We start from the raw sequence: 20,997 nt of genomic DNA on the forward strand, positions 1-20,997 counted from the left end.
AGGGGGCAGGCTCATGCGCTCCGGGCATCCAGCTGATACTGGAATGCGCGCACTATGCCATCTCGCACAGGCCTGAACAACGCGATAATATCTCTCCATCCGGATGAATGTGGACCATCCCATCCCTTCGCGCGCCGCCAGGCCGGATGCCACCACGCGGCGTATTGCAGTTGCAGGAGTAAAGAGCATGACCCGTCCCACCCTTTCGGTGATCGGCCTGGCCGTGGCCACGGTGTTGAGCGCCAACGCGCAGGCCCAGCAGGCCGATGCCGGTGCCACCACCCTGGACACCGTGATCGTCACCGGCACCCGCGCCAGTGACCGCACCGTGCTGGAATCGACCGTGCCGGTGGACGTGCTCACCGCCGAAGACATTCGCAAGGCCGGCGTGGTCAATGGCGAGCTGGGCAGCGCGCTGCAGGCGCTGCTGCCCTCGTTCAACTTCCCGCGCCAGTCCAACTCCGGCGGCGCCGACCATATCCGCGCCGCACAGCTGCGTGGGCTCTCGCCCGATCAGGTGCTGGTGCTGGTCAACGGCAAGCGCCGCCACACCTCGGCGCTGGTCAATACCGACAGCAAGATCGGCAAGGGCACCACGCCGGTGGACTTCAATTCCATCCCCATCAACGCGATCAAGCGCATCGAAGTGCTGCGCGACGGTGCCGGCGCGCAGTACGGCTCGGATGCGATTGCCGGCGTCATCAACGTGATTCTGGACGACAACCCTGGACGCGGCGAGCTGGAAGCCAGCTTCGGCGCCTACAACACCGACGTCAAGCCGATCGACCGCCGCGTGACCGACGGCCAGACCAGCTACGCCAGCGCCAAGGTCGGCTCGCTGCTGGGCGATGACGGCGGCTTCTTCAAGGTAGGCCTGGAACTGAAGAACCGCGAGGCGACCAACCGCGCCGGCTTCGACCAGATCCCGCCGTTCGAGGAACAGACCCCGGCCAATCTGGCCCTGGCCGGCCGGCGCAACTACGTGCTCGGCGATGGCGCCACCAAGGGGCTGAACGCCTGGCTCAACACCCAGGTACCCTTCAGCGCCACCGGCGAGTTCTATGGCTTTGCCACCTACAACCAGCGCGACACCGAAGGCGCCAACTACTTCCGCTACCCGGACAGCAGCGCCAACTGGCGCGAGCTCTACCCCAACGGCTATCGGCCGATTTCCGAAGGCGAGAACCGCGACCTGCAGATCGTGGCCGGCGCGCGCGGGCAATGGGGTCAGTGGGATTACGACGCCAGCGTCAACCATGGCCGCAACGACTTCACCTACCGGCTGCGCAATTCGCTCAACGCCTCGCTGGGGCCCACCAGCACCACGCGCTTCAAGACCGGCGATTTCGCCTTCGCGCAGACCGTGGGTAACCTTGATCTGACCCGCGTGTTCAATGCCGCCGGCGCCACCCACACCTTCGGCACCGGTGCTGAATTCCGCCGCGAGCAATACCGCACCCACGCCGGCGACCCGGCCAGCTATGCGGCCGGCCCGTTCACCGATCGCCCCACCGGCTCGCAGGCCGGCGGCGGGCTCACCCCGCAGGACGAAGCCGATCTGTCGCGCAACGTCGCCAGCGCCTATGCCAACGTGTCCAGCCAGTTCGGCGACAAATTCTCCACCGACCTGGCCGGCCGCTACGAGCATTACCAGGACTTCGGCAGCCAATGGACCGGCAAGCTGGCCGCACGCTACGCCTTCGCCCCGGCGTTCGCATTGCGTGGCGCCATCTCCAACAACGTGCGCGCGCCCTCGCTCAGCCAGATCGGTTACGAAGCCACCTCCACCGGCTATGACGCCGCCGGCCGGCTGACCCAGGGCCGCCTGCTGTCGGTCAACAACCCGATCGCGCGTGCGCTCGGCGCCACCGATCTGAAGCCGGAAAAGTCGGTCAACTACAGCCTGGGCTTCACCAGCCAGCTGGGCGATCACTTCGACCTGTCGCTGGATTTCTTCCAGATCGATATCGACGACCGCATTGCGTTGTCCGAAGACATCACCGGCGATGCGTTGACCGCTTTCGTGCAGCAGAACTTCGGCGTACCCGGTGTGCAGAGCGCCAGCTACTTCCTCAACGCCGCCGATACCCGCACCCGCGGCGCCGAGCTGGTGGCCAACTGGCGCCAGTACGCTTTCGGCGGCGACCTGCTGCTGACCGGCACCTACAGCTATGCCAAGACCGAGCTGGAAAACATCATCGCCACCCCGGCGCAGGTGCTGGCGCTCAACCCGGACTACGTGCTGTTCGGCGTGGAAGAAAGCAATACGCTCACCGATGCCGCACCGCGCACGCGCGCGGCGCTGGCCGCCAACTGGAGCAACCAGCACTGGAATCTGCAGACCCGCGTCAACCGCTATGGCAGCGCCACCCGCGTGTTCGACTTTGGCGGCGGCTTCGTTCCCCGCCAGACCTATGGCGCCGAATGGCAGCTGGACCTGGAAGCCGAATACCACCTGGGCACGCAGTGGACGCTGGCCATTGGCGGGCAGAACATCCTGGACAACTATCCGGACCGTTCCATCGACGATATCGCCTACTTCGGCAACCTGCCCTACGACGTGCTCTCGCCGGTGGGCAGCAATGGCGCGTACTGGTATGGACGGGTGCGCTACAGCTTTTGAGCTGCAGCGCAGGACTGCATAGCGTGACGTCGGCCCTGCCGCTGGCAGGGCCGATGCATCGTCAGGCGCTGGCGAACTTCGCGTAATAGGACTCGATCAATGCCCGCGCCGCCTTGCCGATCTTCGCGTAATCGGCTTCGTTGAGGTTCGCCAGGGACACGCGGCCCGCAGGTCGTTTCCCGCCAAAACCACGTCCCGGTAGCAGCACGATACCGGAGTCGCGTGCCAGCTCGAACAGCAGTTCCTGCGGCTCAACCGCCTGCATCAGCCAATCGGCGAATGGCCGGCCGTAGACCTTTTCGCTGAGTTCGGCCAGATCGAGCAGGGTGTAGTAGCCCACGTCGTTGGGGTTGGGCTCGGGCGCGGCGCCGATCTCCCGGTACAGGGCATGCTCCCGGGCACGGATCAAGCGCTTCATCGCCCCTTTGTAGGCGTTTGGCGTATCCATCAGCGCAAACAGGGAGAACAGGACCATTTGCGCCTGCTGCGGTGTCGACAAACCCGCAGTGTGGTTCAGCGCCACGGTGCGGCTGTCGGCCACCAGACGGTCGATGAATTTCAGCTGGCGCGGTGTCGTGGTGATCGAGCTGTAACGCGCATCCAGCTCGGCCAGCGTGTCTTCGGGCAACGCGGCGATGGCGCGGTCCAGCACGTTGTCCCGATGCGTTGCAATGGCGCCCAGACGCCAACCGGTCGCACCGAAATACTTCGAATAGGAATACACCAGGATCGTGTTGTGGGGGGCCACTGCGAACAGCGAAGTGAAGTCGTCGGCGAAGGTGCCGTACACATCGTCGGTCAACAGAATCAGGTCCGGGCGCTCCTGAACGATCCTTGCGATCAGTTGCAGCGTCTCATCGCCAATGCGCGCCGACGGCGGATTGCTGGGGTTGACCAAGAAGAAGGCCTTGACCTTGGGGTCGCGAAGTTTTTCGATTTCCGATGCCGGATACTGCCAGCCGAGCGCGGGGTCGGCCTCGATCAGCACCTTTTTCAATTGGTAATCGTTGAGTTCCGGAATCTCGATATATGGGGTAAAGATCGGCATACCGATCGCGATGCTGTCACCCGGTGCCAACAGCCGGTTTTCGCGCATCGTGTTGAAGATGTAGGTCATCGCGGCGGTGCCACCCTCGGTGGCGAAGATGTCGATCTCGCCCACGAATGGATACGTACCCACCATTTCCTGGCGCAGATACTGCGCGATGATGGGTTCGGCGCACTCGAGCATGCGATCCGGCATCGGGTAGTTGCAACCCAGGATCGCATCGCACATCTGGTAAAGGAAGGTTGCGCCGTCATGACCGAGTTGATCGCGCACGTACGACACCGCGCCCACGAGGAAGGCGATGCCCGCCACGCCAGCATTCTCGCGCGCGAAGATCTCAAAGCGGTCCTCGATGCCGGCCAGGCGTGGCAGGCCGCCCAGTCCTTCAGGCATGTAGGCGAACGAGCGCTGCGATTCGCGCATTGCGAACAGGCCCAGTTGCCAGAAACCGTGGCGTGGAACGGTGGCGAGGAAGTTGGGATTGCCGCGCCCGGCGTTGAGCATCAGGCGGTTCTTGTCGCGACTGGCCAATGCAATCAGTTCGTCCTTGAGTTCGAACGGGCTTAGCTTCGCGAATTCTGAAATCTTGGGATCCATGACTCCATCCTCCTTCTAGGATGTCAAATCAAACCGACGATCAAAGGCCCGAGCAACGTCAGGAACACGTTGGCGAGCGCATAAGTGATTGCGAATGGGACGGTTGGCACCGAGCTTGCGGTCTTGTCGAGCACGGCGCCGATCGCGGGATTGGCGCTGCGCGAGCCGCTGAGCGCGCCGGCGAACAGGGCGACATTGCGATAGCCCAGTACATAACGCCCGAAGAGCATCGACAGCAGCAGGGGCAACAAGGTGACGACGATGCCGAGCACGAAGATCTTGATGCCATGCTGCTGGATCGCGCCAAGCGCCTGCTTGCCGGAGTTCAGGCCAATCACCACGACGAACGCGGCCAGGCCGAAGTCCTGCAGCAACTGGCCTGCAGCGGGCGGCAGCGCACCGACGATCGGGCGCTTGGCGCGCAACCAGCCAAACAGCAGACCCGACAGCAGAACGCCACCACCGGCGCCCAGGGTGAGCGGAATGCCGCCGACGTCGGCGACCAGCAGGCCGACCAGCAAACCGACCACGATGCCCGCGCCCATATAGACGAAGTCGGTCTTGTCGTCGCCCGCCAGCGGATAGCCAGCCTCGCGCACGGCGCGCGCAGTATCCGAATCGGCACCATAGAACGTCACCACGTCGCCGTGCATCATCTGCGTCTGTGGCAGCACCGGCAACGGGCGCCCCATGCGCATCACCGACGCGACATACGCGCCGTGGCGCATTACCGGATCGATCGCAGCCTTGATCTGCGCAATGGTCATGCGATTCATTCCCTGACGCGTGAACACTGCTTGGCGCGACCGCATCACCAATGGCGTCCCTGCGAACGCGGGCAGTTCCGGGCCAATCCGTTCCGCCGCGTCCACCACCTTCTCGCGGCGGCCGATTGCCACGACCACGTCGCCCGATTCCAGGCGCGGATTCTCGGCCGGATCGAGCAGGTCGCCGCCGCGAATCACCCGTTCGATGGTCAACGCGTCGTCGGCACCGTCCTCGATCTCCCGCACCCGCAGGCCGGCGGCGGCGTCAACCCGGTAGGCACGTCCGACCAAGGCCGGCAGCGCACTCTCCATCCCGGCACCGGTGACCGGCGCATCACCGCGCAGGCACTCCTCTTGCTGCTGCGCGGATTGGCGCAGGTCCTGTTTCATGAAGCGTGGCAGGATGTTGGCGCACACGATGATCGCGCCCAACGAACCGAACACGTAGGTCACCGCGTAGCCGATCGCCACGTTGGCCTGCAACGCCGCGATCTGATCGGACGGCAGCGGCAGGCGCGCGATCGCATCGCCGGCGGTGCCGATGATCGCCGATTGCGTCAGCGCGCCACCGGCCAGGCCGGCGGCGAGGCCCTTGTCGAGTTGGAACCATTTCGCAAGTGCCAGCACCGTCGCCAGCGACACCACGGCGAGGAACCCGGCCAGCACGACCTCCTTGATGCTGGATCTGTTGAGCGAGCTGAAGAACTGCGGACCACTGTTGTAGCCAACCGCATAGATGAACAGCGCGAACATGATCGCCTTGACACCATCGTCGATCGAGATGCCGATCTGGCTCACGCATACCGCCACCAGTAGCGAGCCGGCGATACCGCCCAATTGGAACCGCCCGAACGTGATCCTGCCGATCGCGTAACCGATGGCAAGCGTCAGGAAGATTGCCGCCTCGGGCGAGCGGGTGAACACCTCATGGAGCCACATCATCGAAAACCTCCTTGGCACGGCAGAGTGAAACCCCAGCATCCCTGTCCCCAGACGGCAACAGGAACCAGGGCGCTGGACGCATCCTGGACAGGGCGCCGCCGCCACACCGGCGGCGGTGCGAGGCGTTCAGGGCATCGCGGGGACGCGTGCGTCCAAACGGGAATGGAAAAAGCGCTCATCGGACGAAGTCGTACTTGATGCTGCCCTGTATGCGGAACGCGTCGGCGTTGCGTCCGTCCTGCACCGTCTGCGTGCCATACAGCGCCTCGATGCCCCACGAAAAGGTCGGACTGGCCTGCAGGATCAGATTCGCCGCGCCGTACGTGCTGGCACGGAACGCATCGCGCGGGAGCTGCGGATGTGCCTCAAGAAGCAACCGCCCAAACACCAGATTGGATCGCCAGCCACCAGGCCAATGATAGGTGTAGCCGAGGTGGCCGGCCGATAGACCAAGCGGATGCACGCTGCCGTCGTCCGCAACCACCGCATCCAGGCGTCGGCCACCGATGTCGTTGATGTAGCGGGATACACCCTCGCCGTACACCAGGCTGGCAGTCAGCACATGCGGCCCGAAGTGTCGTTGGCCCGAAAGATGGAAACCGGTGGCGGTGGCAGCGTACTCACCCTGCGGCATGCGATAGGCGAGCCGGCGCGCGAGCAATGCGCCCTGCAGATGGCCCCAGCCGCCCTCCCTCCGCAACCCCGCAACGAGATCCGGCAGCGGCTGCTCTGCCGCGCCGCCGGCCGGCACGGCAAGATCGGACTCCGAATCCTCGATGGACAGCGAAGCCGTCACGGCGTCGCCCACCTTCCAGAACTGCCGCACCGCAGCGACCCGCCTGAGCGACTCGCTACCGGGTCCTTCGTCATCGAGTGTTTCGGGGAACGCGTCGGAGTCGGTGAACGCGCTGTAGCCATAACCGGCATAGGTGTTACCGACCTGCGCATGCGCCTGGCGCAAGCGAAACCAGATGACGCCTGCGCCACCATAGAAATCGTTCTCCAGATAGAACCGCAACGGCCCGAGGCTGGATGGCCGCCGCACCTCGAAACTGAAACGCGTGGCGCTGGCATCGAGGTTGCTGTTGCGTCCAGCGCCGGCATCGATCGGGAGGCTGGACGTCACCCACCTGTCCGGATTACCGGCCGGATCGAAATCGTGCATCGCGTTGAGCTTGGCAAACCCGCCAAGCCTGATGCGGGTGTCGGTGCCAGGGATCGGAACGAAGCCGCGCAGCGCGGGATCGTTGGGAGGGGCAGCGGTGTTGGGGCGAGCGACGCCGGTCAGCTCGTCACCGAAAGTCTCGCGCGGCGGAAGGACAGACGCGGCGACCGGCGCGGGTGCATCCGCAGACCGGGCGCCGACCAAGTGCGACGCACTGGCTTCGCCATCGGCATGGGTAGGTGCTTGCCTGGCATCCACCAACAGACGCAGTTGTGCGACCTCCTGTCGCAAATCCTCGACCTGCCGGCGCAGCAGCGCGACCTCCGGATTCGACGACGTCTGCGCCGCCACCGAACTGGTGGAGAGCGAGAACGCAATGAGCCACGCGTATCGACGCATCTGCCGCCCTCCCGTTGGTTGCCGGTTCGATACACGTATTTTGCTAACCTTAAGAAAGGTAACTTATTCAGGAGGCCCCTGCCGGAGCGAAAGCGGGCAGCGTGTCCCAGATCCGCTCCGACCTGCAGAATCATGCAGATACCGACAACCGCATCGGCATCCGGACGCGACCAGACCGGCTTCGCGCGCCTCCATGGTGCATTTCGCACCGCACTTCGCCTGCTCACCCGCCACTGCATAACCCGAATCTCACACCTGTTTGCGCACACTGCCGTGATGGCAGACGTGCATCCCCCCCTTTCGTCGCCGCCAATGCTGGACGATGCCTGCGCATTGTTCCTGGACGTGGACGGCACCCTGATCGACTTTGCCGACCGCCCCGAGGCGGTGCAGCTATTGCCTGAAGTGCGTGCGGCCATCGGCCGCCTCAGCGTGCGTTTCGAAGGCGCCATCGCCCTGGTCAGCGGGCGACCGCTGGCACAGCTCGACGCCTTGTTCGCTCCCCTGGTGCTCCCGGCCGCCGGCCTGCACGGCCATGAGCTGCGCGGCGACGCTGCGGCACGCGCAGCGATGCCGCAGGACACTTCCGCGTGGCTGCACGGCCTGCATCAACGCGCCGCCGCGCTCACTCACCGGCATCCCGGTGTGCTGGTCGAAGACAAGGGCGTCAGCGTGGCACTGCATTGGCGCGCGCAGCCGTTGGCCGGCCCCGACGTGCTCGCCTTCGCGCAGGACGAAATCGCCCGGCTCTCCGGTTACCGCCTGCAGCCAGGCGATCATGTCGTGGAGTTCGTGCCCGAAGGCAGCAACAAGGGCCTGGCAGTGGAACAGCTGATGCAACAAGGCGCCTTCGCCAGGCGCACGCCGGTGTTCGTGGGCGACGACCTCACCGACGAATTCGGTTTCGACGCCGCCAACCGGCTGGGCGGTTGGAGCGTGCTGGTCGGCGATCGTGCCCAGACCAGCGCGCGCTATCGCCTGCCAGGCACCGCCGCCGTGCATGCGTGGTTGCAACAGAACGCGCGCGGCGCCTGAGCGCCGCCCTCCCCCCTTTCGTCATTGCATAGGATTGTTCGTACTTTCATGACCAAGCCAAACCTGGATCTGGGCGTCATCGGCAACTGCAGTTTCGGCGCATTGGTGGATCGGCAGGCACGCGTGGTGTGGAGCTGCCTGCCCGCCTTCGATGGCGACCCGGCCTTTTGTTCGCTGCTATCGCCCAAGACCGAAGGCGGCGATTTCGCCGTGGAGCTGGAAGATTTCGCCAGCAGCGAGCAGCACTATCTGCCCAATACCGCCGTCCTGCGCACCGTCTTGCGCGACAGCAAGGGCGGCGAAATCGAGGTGATCGACTTCGCACCGCGCTGGCGCAACAACGGCCGTTTCTATCGGCCGGTGAGCATCATCCGGCAGATCCGTCCGCTGGCCGGCAACCCGCGCATCATCGTGCGCGCACGCCCGCTGGCCGACTGGGGCGGCCGCACGCCCGAGACCACCTGGGGCAGCAACCATATCCGCTGGGTGTTGCCGGAATTCACCCTGCGCTTGACCACCGACGTGCCAGTGCGGTTCGTGCGCGACGGCCTGCCCTTCGTACTCAGCCACCCGGTCAGCCTGGTGCTGGGCGTGGACGAATCGCTGACCCGTTCGCTCACCGGCTATGTGCAGGAAGCCCAGGAGCGCACCGAAGAATACTGGCGCGAATGGGTGCGCTATCTGTCGATCCCGCTGGACTGGCAGGAAGCGGTGATCCGCAGCGCGATCACGCTCAAGCTGTGCCAGTACGAAGACAGCGGCGCCATCATCGCCGCGATGACCACCTCGATTCCGGAAGCGCCCAACACCCCGCGCAACTGGGATTATCGCTACTGCTGGCTGCGCGATGCCGCCTTCGTGGTGCGTGCACTCAATCGCCTGGGCGCCACCCGCACGATGGAGCAGTTCATCGGCTACATCTTCAATATCGCCACCACCGACGGCACCATGCAGCCGCTGTACGGCATCGGTTTCGAATCGCAGTTGGAAGAGCACGAAGTCGACACCATGGCCGGCTATCGCGGCATGGGTCCGGTGCGGCGCGGCAACCTGGCCTGGATCCAGCAGCAGCACGATGTCTACGGCAGCGTGGTGCTGGCTTCCACGCAGCTGTTCTTCGACCTGCGCCTGAAAGACCAGGGCGATGCAGACACCTTCCGCCGCCTGGAGCCGCTGGGCGAACGCGCCTACGCGCTACACAATGTGCCCGACGCCGGGCTGTGGGAATTCCGCGGCCGCGCCGAGGTGCACACTTACACCGCCGCGATGTGCTGGGCGGCCTGCGATCGCCTGTCCAAGATCGCCGACCGGCTGGTGTTGCCCGAGCGCAGCAGCTACTGGCGCGAGCGTGCCGACAGCATCCGCGAGCGCGTGTTGAACGAGGCCTGGAGCGAAGAGCACGGCCACTTCACCGACACGCTCGGCGGCCACCGCCTGGACGCCTCGCTGTTGCTGCTGGCCGACATCGGCATCGTGGCCAACGACGACAGCCGCTTCATACGCACGGTCGAAGCGGTGGGCCGCGTGCTCAAGCATGGCGATGCGCTGTACCGCTACATCGCGCCGGACGACTTCGGTGAGCCGGAAACCAGCTTCACCATCTGCACGTTCTGGTACATCGATGCGCTCGCCGCCATCGGTCGCAAGGACGAGGCGCGTGACCTGTTCGAGCGCATCCTCTCGCGCCGCAATCACCTGGGCTTGCTGTCCGAAGACCTGGCCTTCGAAGACGGCGAGGCCTGGGGCAATTTCCCGCAGACCTATTCGCACGTCGGTCTGATTATCGCCGCGATGCGCTTGTCGCGCAGCTGGCAGGAGGCGTCATGAGTCGTTTGGTAGTGGTGTCCAATCGCGTCGCGGTGCCAGGCGAAAACCGCGCCGGCGGCCTGGCGGTGGGGTTGCTGGCCGCACTCAAGGAGCGAGGCGGCATGTGGTTCGGCTGGAGCGGCAAGACCGCGCGCGGCGACAGCGGCGGCCTGCACGAGCAGACCGAAGGCGACATCACCTTCGTCACCATGGACCTCAACAAGCGCGATATCGATTCGTACTACAACGGCTTCGCCAATCGCACGCTGTGGCCGTTGCTGCACTTCCGCCTGGACCTGGTGGACTACGACCGCGCCAAGCGCGAAGGCTATCTGCGCGTCAACCGGTTGTTCGCCGAAAAGCTGGCGCCGCTGCTGAAAGACAGCGATACGGTGTGGATCCACGATTACCACATGATTCCACTCGGCGCGATGCTGCGCGAGCTGGGCGTGGGCTGCAAGATGGGGTTCTTCCTGCATGTGCCGATGCCCTCGGCCGATCTGGTGCAGGCCATGCCCGATCACGCGCGCCTGTTCAGCACCTTCTATGCCTACGACCTGGTCGGCTTCCAGACCCAGCGCGATGCCGAACGCTTCAAGGCGTACGTCCGCCTGTTTGGTGGCGGTCGCGTGCTGGACGGCGACCTGGTCGAAGGCCCGGGCGGGCGTCGCTTCACTGCCGCGTCATTCCCCATCGGCATCGACACCGACCTCATCGCCAACCAGGCCAAGGCGGCGGTCGGCAAGCAATCGGTGCGCGATCTGCGCGAAAGCCTGCGCGGGCGCCAGCTCGCCATCGGCGTGGATCGACTGGATTACTCCAAAGGCTTGCCGGAACGCTTCCAAGGCTTCGAGCGTTATTTGGAGCGCTATCCCGATCAATCCGGCAGCCTCACCTATCTGCAGATCGCCCCGGTCTCGCGTGGTGACGTCACCGAATACCGGCAGTTGCGCGGGCAGCTGGAGCAGATCGCCGGCCACATCAATGGCGGGCATGCAGAGCCGGATTGGACTCCGCTACGCTACGTCAACCAGAACTTCAGCCACGCCACCCTGACCGGTTTTTATCGGGCAGCGTCGGTGGGCCTGGTCACGCCGCTGCGCGATGGCATGAATCTGGTCGCCAAGGAATTCGTCGCCGCGCAGGACCCCAAGGATCCGGGTGTGCTGGTGCTGTCGTTGCTGGCCGGCGCCGCCGACGAAATGAAGGAAGCGCTACTGGTCAATCCGCACGATCTGGATGGTGTGGCCGATGCGATTGCAAGCGCGGCCAGCATGCCACTGGCAACCCGCATCGAGCGCTGGCACGCGATGATGGACCACCTGCGCAAGAACACCATCAATCACTGGCGCCAGCGGTATCTGCAGGCGCTGACCGACATCTGATCGCTGCTCCCACGGTAGGTCGTCGCTGATGGCCGCCGACGATGAGCTGGGTCCGGTCTGCCTGCCTATCGGCATTGCGTCCGGCGATGTCTTCGGCCTGGACCGCCGCCGCCCAGCCGGTGGTGCATACGCTGGACGTAGCGCCGGTGTTCGGCGGCAAGAGCAAGCCCCCCGCCACATGACGCAGGAGGGTCTGGCGCATGGCGTCCGCAAGGAGCCGTGGATGTCGCCGCTCAATGCCCCTTGCGTCGCGCCGCCGTAGAACTGCCCAGCCCCTCTCCGACTCACCGGGCATCGCCATGGCCGGCGCCCGGGCTGTGCCGTGGCAGATAACGATGTGGGTTGCCCTGCGCCCCACGCACACGGCGGTTGGAAATCACCTGAAATTTACATTCGCGCGTCGCCAGCCAAGGGCGGACGGTTGCGCCCGGCAGACCGCATGCCCGATTGAAACCGCTTCCAGATCAATCACTTCGAGTTTCTTGGGCCACTGCTTGTCGTGTTCCGACAAACGGAGGATTCACGCCATCATGATTCGGCCTCAGCCGCCGATATCCCATTGCAGCCCTGTCTCCTGTCGCACGTCGATCTCCCTTCCAGAACACCTAGCCGGACTCAGCCTATGTCGCCTTCATACGATGCCGCCCACGTTTCCCGCCCACCCGCGGGCGTCAAGGTGGCGCGTGCCGCCTGGACTGCATGGCTGCCCGCCGCCGCACAGATCGGGTTGCTGGCCCTGCTGGCGTTGTACGCCGCCACGCTGGTGCCTGGCGGAATCGCCGGCACCTTCGCCAGGTTGTTTCCCGCGCTACTGGTACTGGGCACGGCCAGCGTCGGCCTGTGCTGGTGGACGCATCGCCGTCGCAGCGTGCAGCTGCGGCAGGCCATGACGGCCGTCACTGCGATCGGCGAAGGCCGCTTCCAGCGCCTGGACCTGCGCCCTGCGGCCGGCGAACTCGGCCCACTGCTGCATGCGCTGCAGACGACCCAGGACCAGTTGGCCATCCGCATCGACGTGATGGAGCAAGGCCTGCGGCATGGCCAGTTCGTCATCAAGGCGCTGGACGACCTGGACACCATGATCCGCATCGCCGACGACGACGGCCAGGTACTGTTCGCCAACCGCAAATTGCTGGCGATGCTCAAGCTGATCGAGCCGGATGTGCAGAGCTTCCGCCCCAGCTTCCATGCCGAAGGCTTCGTCGGCGGCAGCATCGGCGACATCTATCCGGACAGCCAGGCCGCAATCGACCGCATGCGCGCATTGAATGCGTCCAAGGCGGTGCGCGCGCCGTTCTTCGGCCGCCAGATCGACTTCGTCTACAGCCCCATCATCGCCGCCGACGGCACCAAGCTGGGCACCATCGCGCAGTGGGTGGATGTCACCGCCCAGGTCAACACCGAGCAGGTGTTGATCCAGGTCATCGACGCCGCCTCGACCGGCGATTTCAGCCGGCGCATGCAGCTCGACGGCATGGACGGCGTGCTGCTGTCGCTGGCGCAGGGCATCAACCGTATCTACGACTCGGTGGAGACCCACCTGGCCGCCCTGGCGCGCGTGATCGGCGCGCTGGCCGAAGGCGACCTCACCCAGCGCGTGGACGGCGATGCGCACGGCATCTTCGCGCGGCTGCGCGACGACACCAACCAGACCGTGGCCCGCCTGACCGAAATCATCGGCGGCATCCAGGCCGCTTCGGACACCATTCGCCAGGCTGCGGTGGAAATCGCCGCGGGCAATACCGACCTGTCCGAGCGCACCGAACAGCAGGCCGCCAACCTGGAGGAAACCGCAAGCTCGATGGAAGAACTCACCTCCACCGTGAAGCAGAACGCCGACAGCGCGCTACAGGCCAACCGCCTGGTGGTGGGCACCGGCGACATCGCCCAGAACGGCGGCCAGGTAATGGACCAAGTGGTCGCCACCATGGGCCAGATCAGCACCGCCTCGCACAAGATCGGCGAAATCATCGGCGTCATCGACGGCATCGCCTTCCAAACCAACATCCTGGCGCTCAATGCCGCCGTGGAAGCGGCGCGCGCCGGCGAACAGGGCCGCGGCTTTGCGGTGGTGGCCTCGGAAGTGCGCGCACTGGCGCGCCGCTCGGCCGATGCCGCCAAGGAGATCAAGACGCTGATCGCCGACTCCACCGACAAGGTGGAACTGGGCTCGGGCCTGGTGCACCGCGCCGGCGCGACCATGCGCGAGATCGTCGGCTCGGTGAAGCATGTCACCGACATCATGAGCGAGATCACCTCCGCCAGCGCCGAGCAATCCAGCGGCATCGAACAGGTCAACCGCACCGTGGCGCAGCTGGACGAAGTCACCCAGCGCAACGCCGCGCTGGTGGAAGAAGCCACCGCCGCCGCACGCAGCCTGGAAGAACAGGCCGTGGAGCTGGCCGATGCGGTGTCGATCTTCCGCCTGCAGTCCGACACCCGCCCAGGCACCAGCAACGTCGTACGCGCCAGCTTCCACAACGCAGCATAGGCCCGGAAAATCGCGCGATTTGTAGGAGCGCACCCGGGCGCGACGAAGCGTTATCGGTAAAGCCCATCGCGCCCGGGTGCGCTCCTACGGAGAAGCCGACCGGTGAGCCGGCTGTGGTAGGTCATCACCATCGCGCAGCCGTCATCCACGCCGTGGCGCAAACCGGTCGCACCTGCCGTATCCGCCACCCGTAGGAGCGCACCTGGGCGCGACGAAGCGTTATCTGTAAAGCCCATCGCGCCCGGGTGCGCTCCTACGGAGAAGCCGACCGGTGAGCCGGCTGTGGCAGGTCATCACCACCGCGTAGCCGTCATCCACGCCGTGGCGCAAACCGGTCGCACCTGCCGTATCCGCCACCCGTAGGAGCGCACCTGGGCGCGACGAAGCGTTATCGGTAAAGCCCATCGCGCCCGGGTGCGCTCCTACGGAGAAGCCGACCGGTGAGCCGGCTGTGGCAGGTCATCACCACCGCGCAGCCGTCATCCACGCCGTGGCGCAAACCGGTCGCACCTGCCGTATCCGCCACCCGTAGGAGCGCACCTGGGCGCGACGAAGCGTTATCTGTAAAGCCCATCGCGCCCGGGTGCGCTCCTACGGAGAAGCCGACCGGTGAGCCGGCTGTGGCAGGTCATCACCACCGCGTAGCCGTCATCCACGCCGTGGCGCAAACCGGTCGCACCTGCCGTATCCGCCACCCGTAGGAGCGCACCTGGGCGCGACGAAGCGTTATCGGTAAAGCCCATCGCGCCCGGGTGCGCTCCTACGGAGAAGCCGACCGGTGAGCCGGCTGTGGTAGGTCATCACCATCGCGCAGCCGTCATCCACGCCGTGGCGCAAACCGGTCGCACCTGCCGTATCCGCCACCCGTAGGAGCGCACCTGGGCGCGACGAAGCGTTATCGATAAAACCCGTCGCGCCCTGGTGCGCTCCTACGGACAGCCGATCGGTGTGCCGCTTCGGCATCCCATCGACCCTCAGGCCAGCTCAGCTGCGCCGCACGCCGTGCGTCAGTCCAGAAACCGGGCGTGTTGCTCGGGGGTGGGCAGCATGCAGTGGTCGCTGCGGCCGAACCAGCGATAGCGATTGCGTGCGAGCAGGCGATATCCGAGATCGCGCAGACCGCGCGGTATCACGCGCAACACTGCCGCCAGCCGCCACAGCCCGCCCAAGCCCGCCAGCACACGCACGATGGCATCGCTGTCGGTCCATGCGCCGCCATGGTCCACCAGCAGGAACGACAACGGGTCGTCCGGGTCCAGCCCATGCTGCTGCAACAACGCGCGCCCGGCCCGGCCCTGCATTGCGGCAAAGCGATAACGCCCCCGACGATCGTGGCGCAGCAGGAATTTGACCCAACCATTGCACAGCAGGCACACCCCATCGAACACGATGGTGGCCGGCACGGTACGCGCAGCGACAGTGGACATCTCAGCGTGGCTCAAGCCATCCCTCGTAGCGAATGAACGGCCCCCCCAGCGGCAGGTGCACGTCGACCAAAAATCCATAGCGGCCGGCATCGGCATGCTCGCGGCAACGCACCTGTTCGAACCAGCGCGCAGGCAGCGGAATCCAACCGAACGCCCACACGCGGGTTGCCTGCCAATACAGCGCCTGGGCATCGGCACGCAGCGCAAACTCGAACCGCACTGCGCCCAGGTGTTCGCGCAAGGCCGCTCCATCGCGCCACAGCCGCGAATCCATCGGCAGACCGGCAAAGCGCCGGTGCCAGCGCTCGCCCTGCGCATCGACCAGGAACTCCACCTCCACCGCCACCGTGCCGCTGCGCGGCAACCGGCTCAGCAACGCCAGCAAGGGCGCCAGCACATGCCGGCCGCGCCGGATCTGCGCCTGCCCGGCAAAGGTCTGCCGCTTCCGCACCGAATGCAGCGCGCGCACCGGCGCCGGCAATTGCGCGAACGCCGGCTGGCCCAGCACCTGCGCGAACAAGGGCGTGCTCAGGGCACGATCCACGCCAGCGTGGCCATGCGCCCGCTACGGCGGTCGCGGCGATGCGAGAAGAAGCGCACCGGGTCGGAAATGGTGCACAGGCCACCGCCGTGGATCGCATCGGCGCGCAGACCGGCACGTTGCAGGCGCAGCCGCGCCAGTGCGTACAGATCCACGCGCCAATGCCCGGGCCGCGTGGCGACGAATGCGTACTGCGCCTGCACGTCTTCATCCACGAAGGCGTCGAAGACGTCCTGGCCGATTTCATAGGCCTGCGGTCCTGCGGCCGGACCCAGCCAGGCCACCAGCTGCAATGCCGGGGTGCGCATGGCCGTCACGCTGCGCTCCAGCACGCCACCTGCCAGCCCGCGCCAGCCCGCATGCGCGACCGCGATCTCGCTGCCATCGACTGCAGCGAGCACGACCGGCAGGCAATCGGCGGTAAGGATCGCCAGTACCCGACCCGGCACGTCGGTCACGGCGGCGTCGGCGATGGGTTCATGCGTGCCGGGCACAAGATCGCTCACACCTTCCAACTGCGGGCCGTAATCTGCCGACCGCGCCATTAGCCGCACCACATCCACCCCATGCACCTGCTGCAGCCACTGCGGCGTGCCGGGCAAGCCCAGCGCTCGCACCAACAACGCGCGGTTGCGCTCCACCCGCTCCGGCGTATCGCCCTCCGGGCTGCTGCGGTTGCCGAGATTGAGCGTGTCGAACGGCGCCTGCGACACGCCCAGGCCATGTCGTAGCGTGGTCAGCGCCCGGATGCGCGGCGGCGCCGGCCAGTGGGCAGGCAGGATGAAGGTGGCGGCCACGCTCACCTCAGCGGCGCGCCAGTTCGGCCGCGCGTGCGCTGTCCTCGCGCAGCGCGGTCATCAGCCGCTGCAGATCGGCCGGCACCGGCGCGGTGGCACGCACCGGCTCGCCACTGACCGGATGCAGGAATTCCAGCGTCTCGGCATGCAGGGCCTGGCGCTTGAAGCTGCGCAGCTCATGCACCAGTGCGTCGGTGGCGCCCTTGGGCAACTTGAGTGCGCCGCCGTACAGCGGGTCGCCGACGATGGGCGATTTCAGATGTGCCATATGCACGCGGATCTGATGGGTGCGCCCGGTTTCCAGCCGGCATTCCAGCGCGGTATGCGCACGGAAACGCTCGCGTAGCCGGTAATGGGTCACCGCATCGCGGCCGTCGTCGCGCACCGCCATCTTCAGGCGATCGCGCGGGTTGCGGTCGATCGGGGCATTGGCGGTGCCGCCGGACACCAGCGCTCCGACCACCACCGCCAGATACTGGCGATGCACGTCGCGCGCGGACAGCTGTTCCACCAACGCGGTCTGCGCCTGCACAGTCCGGGCGACCACCATCACGCCGCTGGTGTCCTTGTCCAGGCGATGCACCACGCCGGCGCGCGGCACCGCCGACAGCGCCGGGTCGCGGAACAGCAGTGCGTTGACCAGGGTGCCGTCCGGATTACCCGCGCCCGGATGCACCACCAGGCCGGCCGGCTTGTCGATCACCAGCACCTGCTCGTCCTCGTACAACACGTTCAGCGGGATGTCCTGCGGCGCGGCATGGGTCTGGGTTTCCAGCACCACCTGCAGCTGCACGCTCTCACCGCCGCGCAAGGTGTCGCGCGGACGCGCCATATCGCCGTCCAGCAGCGCGTCGCCGGACTTGATCCACTCCGACAGCCGCGAGCGCGAAAATTCGGGAAACAGTTCGGCCAGCACCGCGTCGAAACGCCGCCCTGCGGCGCTGTCGGGCACGATGGCCTGACGGATGGACGGGTCGGTGGGGTCGGCGGAAGGGTCGGACATGGACACGGGCACTCAGGCAAAAACGGGAATTTTGGGGTCCGGGCGGCAGGAGTCAGTCGCCGGACAGGCCACTAGGCTATCATCGCCCTTTCGTTTTCCTGACGCGTCCTGCCCAGACCCATGATCCGACGGTCCACGTTTTCCGCGCCTGCGCGCCTGATTGCCCTCATGCTGGTCATGGCCTTCGTCGTCACCGGCTGCCACCGCGGCGCCAAGGACAAGAATCCCGACGAGGGCATGCCGGTGGAGCAACTCTACGGCAAGGGCCATGGGCTGATGGAGAAGGGCAACTGGGCCGGCGCCGAAGCCAGCTACAAGCGCCTGATCGCCCAGTACCCCTACGGCCCGTACACCGAGCAGGCGATGATCGAAACCGCCTACGCGCAGTACAAGGCCGGCAAGCACGAAGACACCGTGTCCAGTGTCGACCGCTTCATCCGCACCTACCCAACCCATCGCAATATCGCCTACCTGTACTACCTGCGCGGGCTGGCCAACAGCAACCGCGACACGGTGTTCCTGCGCCGGGTGTGGTCGCTGGATGCCAGCCGCCGCGACTTGTCCTCGCCGCAGCAGGCCTACAACGACTTCAATACCGTCACCGACCGCTACCCGAACAGCCGCTACGCCGCTGATGCGCGCCTGCGTATGATCGAACTGCGCGACATCTTCGCCCAGCACGAGCTGGACAATGCGCTGTACTACCTGCGCCGCAACGCCTGGGTGTCGGCGGCCGGCCGCGCCAACTACCTGCTGGAAACCTACCCGCAGAGCGCCTACCAGTACGATGCGGTCGCGGTGCTGGCCGAGGCCTACACCCATTTGGGCAACAAGACCCTGGCCGCGGACGCCCGCCGCGTGCTGGAGCTCAACAGCCCGCAGCATCCGTGGCTGGCCGGCCAGTGGCCGAAATACCCGTGGGCGGTTCGCAAGCTCAACCCGTTCGCCGGCGAAAAATCCGCCGCCAGCGGGCAGCGTAATGCGCAGATGAATCGCGACTGAGTTCTTCGCTCACCGCGCAACGCTGCAACAAGGGGCCGAGAGGCCCCTTTGTTTTTGGCCCGGTCTTGCCGCTATGGACCCTCACCGCGCACGCCCGCAGCCAGGTTGCCGGAGGACGCAGCGGACTGACCGGGTGTGTTGGTGCGCGCGGCACCGCGTCACGGGCAAGGTCGTGGATGCACTGGCATCCTGATCCAAATGCCCCCCGCTCAGCGAGACGAGCCTGGCAAACCTCACCAGCGGCGCGTTCCGGCGACAAGACAGGCCTATCGCTGCTGCCGTATGCCGATGGCAGCTGTAGCAGGCCAGGCTTACCGCAGCGGAACGTTACTGACCGCGATACCCGTTGGTGATCGGGTAGCGCCGTTCGCGGCCAAATGCGCGCCGCGACACCTTCGGCCCCGGCGCAGCCTGGTGACGCTTCCATTCGTTCAGCCGCACCAGCCGCAGCACGTGCTCCACCGTGTCTGCCGCGTACCCGGCAGCGACGATGTCGTCGCGCGACTGCTCCTGATCGACATAGCGGTACAGGATGCCGTCGAGCACGTCGTAGGGCGGCAGCGAATCCTGGTCGGTCTGGTTGTCGCGCAGCTCGGCCGATGGCGGGCGCGCAATCACCGCCGGTGGAATCACTGGCGCGCCCCCCACCGTATTGCGCCACTTGGCCAGGCCGAACACTTCAGTCTTGTACAGATCCTTGAGCGGCGCATAGCCACCGCACATGTCGCCATAGATGGTGGCGTAGCCCACCGCGTATTCGCTCTTGTTGCCGGTGGTCAGCAACAGCCCGCCGAACTTGTTGGACAGCGCCATCAGAATCACGCCGCGACTGCGCGACTGCAGGTTTTCCTCGGTGATGTCCGGCTGGGTGCCTTCGAACATCGGCCCCAGCGCGGCGAGCAACCCTTCGAACACCGGCGCGATCGCGACGGTTTCCAGCTTGACTCCCAGAGCGCGGCACTGCTCATCGGCCAGATCGTTGGACAGGTTCGCCGTGTAGCGCGACGGCAGCCGCACTGCGGTGACGTTCTCCGCGCCCAGCGCGTCTACCGCCATCGCCAGCACCAGCGCCGAGTCGATGCCGCCGGACAGCCCCAGCCACACCTTGCCGAAACCATTCTTGCGGCAATAGTCCTGCAGGCCGCGCACGACTGCACGCCAGGCCAGCGCATCCATGCTTTCGTCGCCATCGTCCACCCACACCACCGGGGTGAAACTGCGCGGGCCGGCGGCATAGTCCACCACCAGCCACTGATCCACGAACGCTGCAGCGGCCGGATGCACGGTGCCATTGCCATCAGCCACCACCGAGGCCCCATCGAACACCAGCGCGTCCTGGCCACCGACCACATTGAGATAGGCAATCGCCGCTCCGCTTTCACGGGTACGCTCGGCCAGCAGCGCATCGCGCTGCGCATGCTTGCCGCGCTCGTACGGCGAGGCATTGGGCACCAGCACCAGCTCGGCGCCGGCCTGTACGGTTTTCGCCAGCGGCTCGGCGAACCACAGGTCCTCACAGATCACCACCCCCACCTGCACCCCCTTGACCGTGACCACGCAGTTGTCGCCATCCGGATCCACGTCGAAATAGCGCCGCTCATCGAACACCGCGTAATTGGGCAGCTCGCGCTTGCGGTAGGTCGCCTCGACCTGGCCATCGCGCAGCACGCTGGCGGCGTTGTACACCACGCTGCCGGCGCTCTGCGGCCAGCCCACCACCGCCACGATGCCGCGCGTGGCCGCTGCAATGCGCATCAGCGCCTGTTCGCAATGGGCCAGAAACCCGGGGCGTAGCAGCAAGTCTTCCGGCGGATAGCCACTGATCGCCAGCTCGGGAAACAGCACGATGTCGGCGCCGAATTCGTCGCGTGCCGCCGCGATGTACTCGATGATGCGGTCGGTGTTCTGGGCGACGGCGCCGACCGGGAAATCGAACTGGGCCATGGCGATGCGGAGGGTCTGGGACATG

At 66.0% G+C, this 20,997-nt stretch carries 15 protein-coding genes; 7 read left to right on the top strand and 8 right to left on the bottom strand.

Annotation, left to right across the window (positions count from 1 at the left end; all coding sequences use genetic code 11):
• The first annotated feature begins 187 nt into the window (after positions 1–187).
• Positions 188–2,623: a TonB-dependent receptor plug domain-containing protein gene (locus ACCQ13_RS14415; RefSeq protein ID WP_159407395.1), complete on the top strand. Its 2,436-nt coding sequence runs from the start codon at positions 188–190 to the stop codon at positions 2,621–2,623.
• Between the two features lie 61 nt (positions 2,624–2,684).
• Here ACCQ13_RS14415 and ACCQ13_RS14420 read toward each other — a convergent pair whose 3' ends face one another.
• The 3 genes from ACCQ13_RS14420 to ACCQ13_RS14430 all read right to left on the bottom strand — a co-directional run bounded on the left by ACCQ13_RS14420 (position 2,685) and on the right by ACCQ13_RS14430 (position 7,541).
• Positions 2,685–4,268 carry a bifunctional aspartate transaminase/aspartate 4-decarboxylase gene (locus tag ACCQ13_RS14420; RefSeq protein WP_372372238.1) on the bottom strand — a complete coding sequence of 528 codons (1,584 nt, stop codon included), beginning with the start codon at positions 4,266–4,268 and terminating at the stop codon, positions 2,685–2,687.
• Between the two features lie 23 nt (positions 4,269–4,291).
• Positions 4,292–6,082, bottom strand: coding sequence for an aspartate-alanine antiporter (gene aspT / locus ACCQ13_RS14425; RefSeq protein ID WP_372372240.1), 1,791 nt, complete (start codon positions 6,080–6,082; stop codon positions 4,292–4,294).
• Between the two features lie 70 nt (positions 6,083–6,152).
• Complete coding sequence (locus tag ACCQ13_RS14430; RefSeq protein ID WP_372372242.1) at positions 6,153–7,541, bottom strand: DcaP family trimeric outer membrane transporter; 1,389 nt, start codon at positions 7,539–7,541, stop codon at positions 6,153–6,155.
• Positions 7,542–7,817: 276 nt separating this feature from the next.
• On the opposite strand from ACCQ13_RS14430, the gene otsB reads away from it, so the two are divergent.
• The 5 genes from otsB (at position 7,818) to ACCQ13_RS14455 (ending at position 14,258) form a co-directional block, all read left to right on the top strand.
• On the top strand, positions 7,818–8,576 hold the full coding sequence (otsB, locus tag ACCQ13_RS14435) for a trehalose-phosphatase (RefSeq protein ID WP_104604256.1): 759 nt from the start codon (positions 7,818–7,820) through the stop codon (positions 8,574–8,576).
• A 48-nt stretch (positions 8,577–8,624) separates the two neighbouring features.
• Positions 8,625–10,403 (top strand): glycoside hydrolase family 15 protein, encoded by a 1,779-nt coding sequence (locus ACCQ13_RS14440; protein ID WP_159407398.1) that lies wholly within the window; start codon positions 8,625–8,627, stop codon positions 10,401–10,403.
• Complete coding sequence (otsA, locus tag ACCQ13_RS14445) at positions 10,400–11,767, top strand: alpha,alpha-trehalose-phosphate synthase (UDP-forming) (RefSeq protein ID WP_104604260.1); 1,368 nt, start codon at positions 10,400–10,402, stop codon at positions 11,765–11,767. Before ACCQ13_RS14440 ends, otsA begins: the two co-directional genes overlap by 4 nt.
• Before the next feature lie 41 nt (positions 11,768–11,808).
• Positions 11,809–11,949: a hypothetical protein gene (locus ACCQ13_RS14450; RefSeq protein ID WP_170066994.1), complete on the top strand. Its 141-nt coding sequence runs from the start codon at positions 11,809–11,811 to the stop codon at positions 11,947–11,949.
• Positions 11,950–12,389: 440 nt separating this feature from the next.
• Positions 12,390–14,258: a methyl-accepting chemotaxis protein gene (locus ACCQ13_RS14455; protein WP_159407399.1), complete on the top strand. Its 1,869-nt coding sequence runs from the start codon at positions 12,390–12,392 to the stop codon at positions 14,256–14,258.
• Positions 14,259–15,265: 1,007 nt separating this feature from the next.
• Here the strand turns inward: ACCQ13_RS14455 and ACCQ13_RS14460 are convergent.
• The 4 genes from ACCQ13_RS14460 to rluD are packed head-to-tail and all read right to left on the bottom strand — an operon-like array spanning position 15,266 to position 18,026.
• Positions 15,266–15,685 (bottom strand): thiol-disulfide oxidoreductase DCC family protein, encoded by a 420-nt coding sequence (locus ACCQ13_RS14460; protein ID WP_159407400.1) that lies wholly within the window; start codon positions 15,683–15,685, stop codon positions 15,266–15,268.
• Between the two features lies 1 nt (position 15,686).
• Positions 15,687–16,193 carry a DUF4166 domain-containing protein gene (locus ACCQ13_RS14465; RefSeq protein WP_159408005.1) on the bottom strand — a complete coding sequence of 169 codons (507 nt, stop codon included), beginning with the start codon at positions 16,191–16,193 and terminating at the stop codon, positions 15,687–15,689.
• Positions 16,194–16,213: 20 nt separating this feature from the next.
• On the bottom strand, positions 16,214–17,029 hold the full coding sequence (gene pgeF, locus ACCQ13_RS14470; protein WP_104604266.1) for a peptidoglycan editing factor PgeF: 816 nt from the start codon (positions 17,027–17,029) through the stop codon (positions 16,214–16,216).
• Position 17,030: 1 nt separating this feature from the next.
• Positions 17,031–18,026, bottom strand: coding sequence for a 23S rRNA pseudouridine(1911/1915/1917) synthase RluD (gene rluD / locus ACCQ13_RS14475; RefSeq protein ID WP_104604268.1), 996 nt, complete (start codon positions 18,024–18,026; stop codon positions 17,031–17,033).
• Positions 18,027–18,146: 120 nt separating this feature from the next.
• Between rluD and ACCQ13_RS14480 the strand changes: the two genes are divergently transcribed.
• The gene (locus ACCQ13_RS14480) at positions 18,147–19,028 is read left to right on the top strand and encodes an outer membrane protein assembly factor BamD (protein WP_104604270.1); all 882 of its coding nucleotides are present in this window, start codon (positions 18,147–18,149) and stop codon (positions 19,026–19,028) included.
• Between the two features lie 327 nt (positions 19,029–19,355).
• On the opposite strand, the gene ACCQ13_RS14485 is transcribed toward ACCQ13_RS14480, so the two are convergent.
• Positions 19,356–20,996, bottom strand: coding sequence for an NAD+ synthase (locus ACCQ13_RS14485; protein ID WP_104604272.1), 1,641 nt, complete (start codon positions 20,994–20,996; stop codon positions 19,356–19,358).
• Between the last annotated feature and the right edge of the window lies 1 nt (position 20,997).

This window comes from Xanthomonas sp. NCPPB 1638, assembly GCF_041475635.2.
Taxonomy (GTDB): Bacteria; Pseudomonadota; Gammaproteobacteria; order Xanthomonadales; family Xanthomonadaceae; genus Xanthomonas; species Xanthomonas cucurbitae.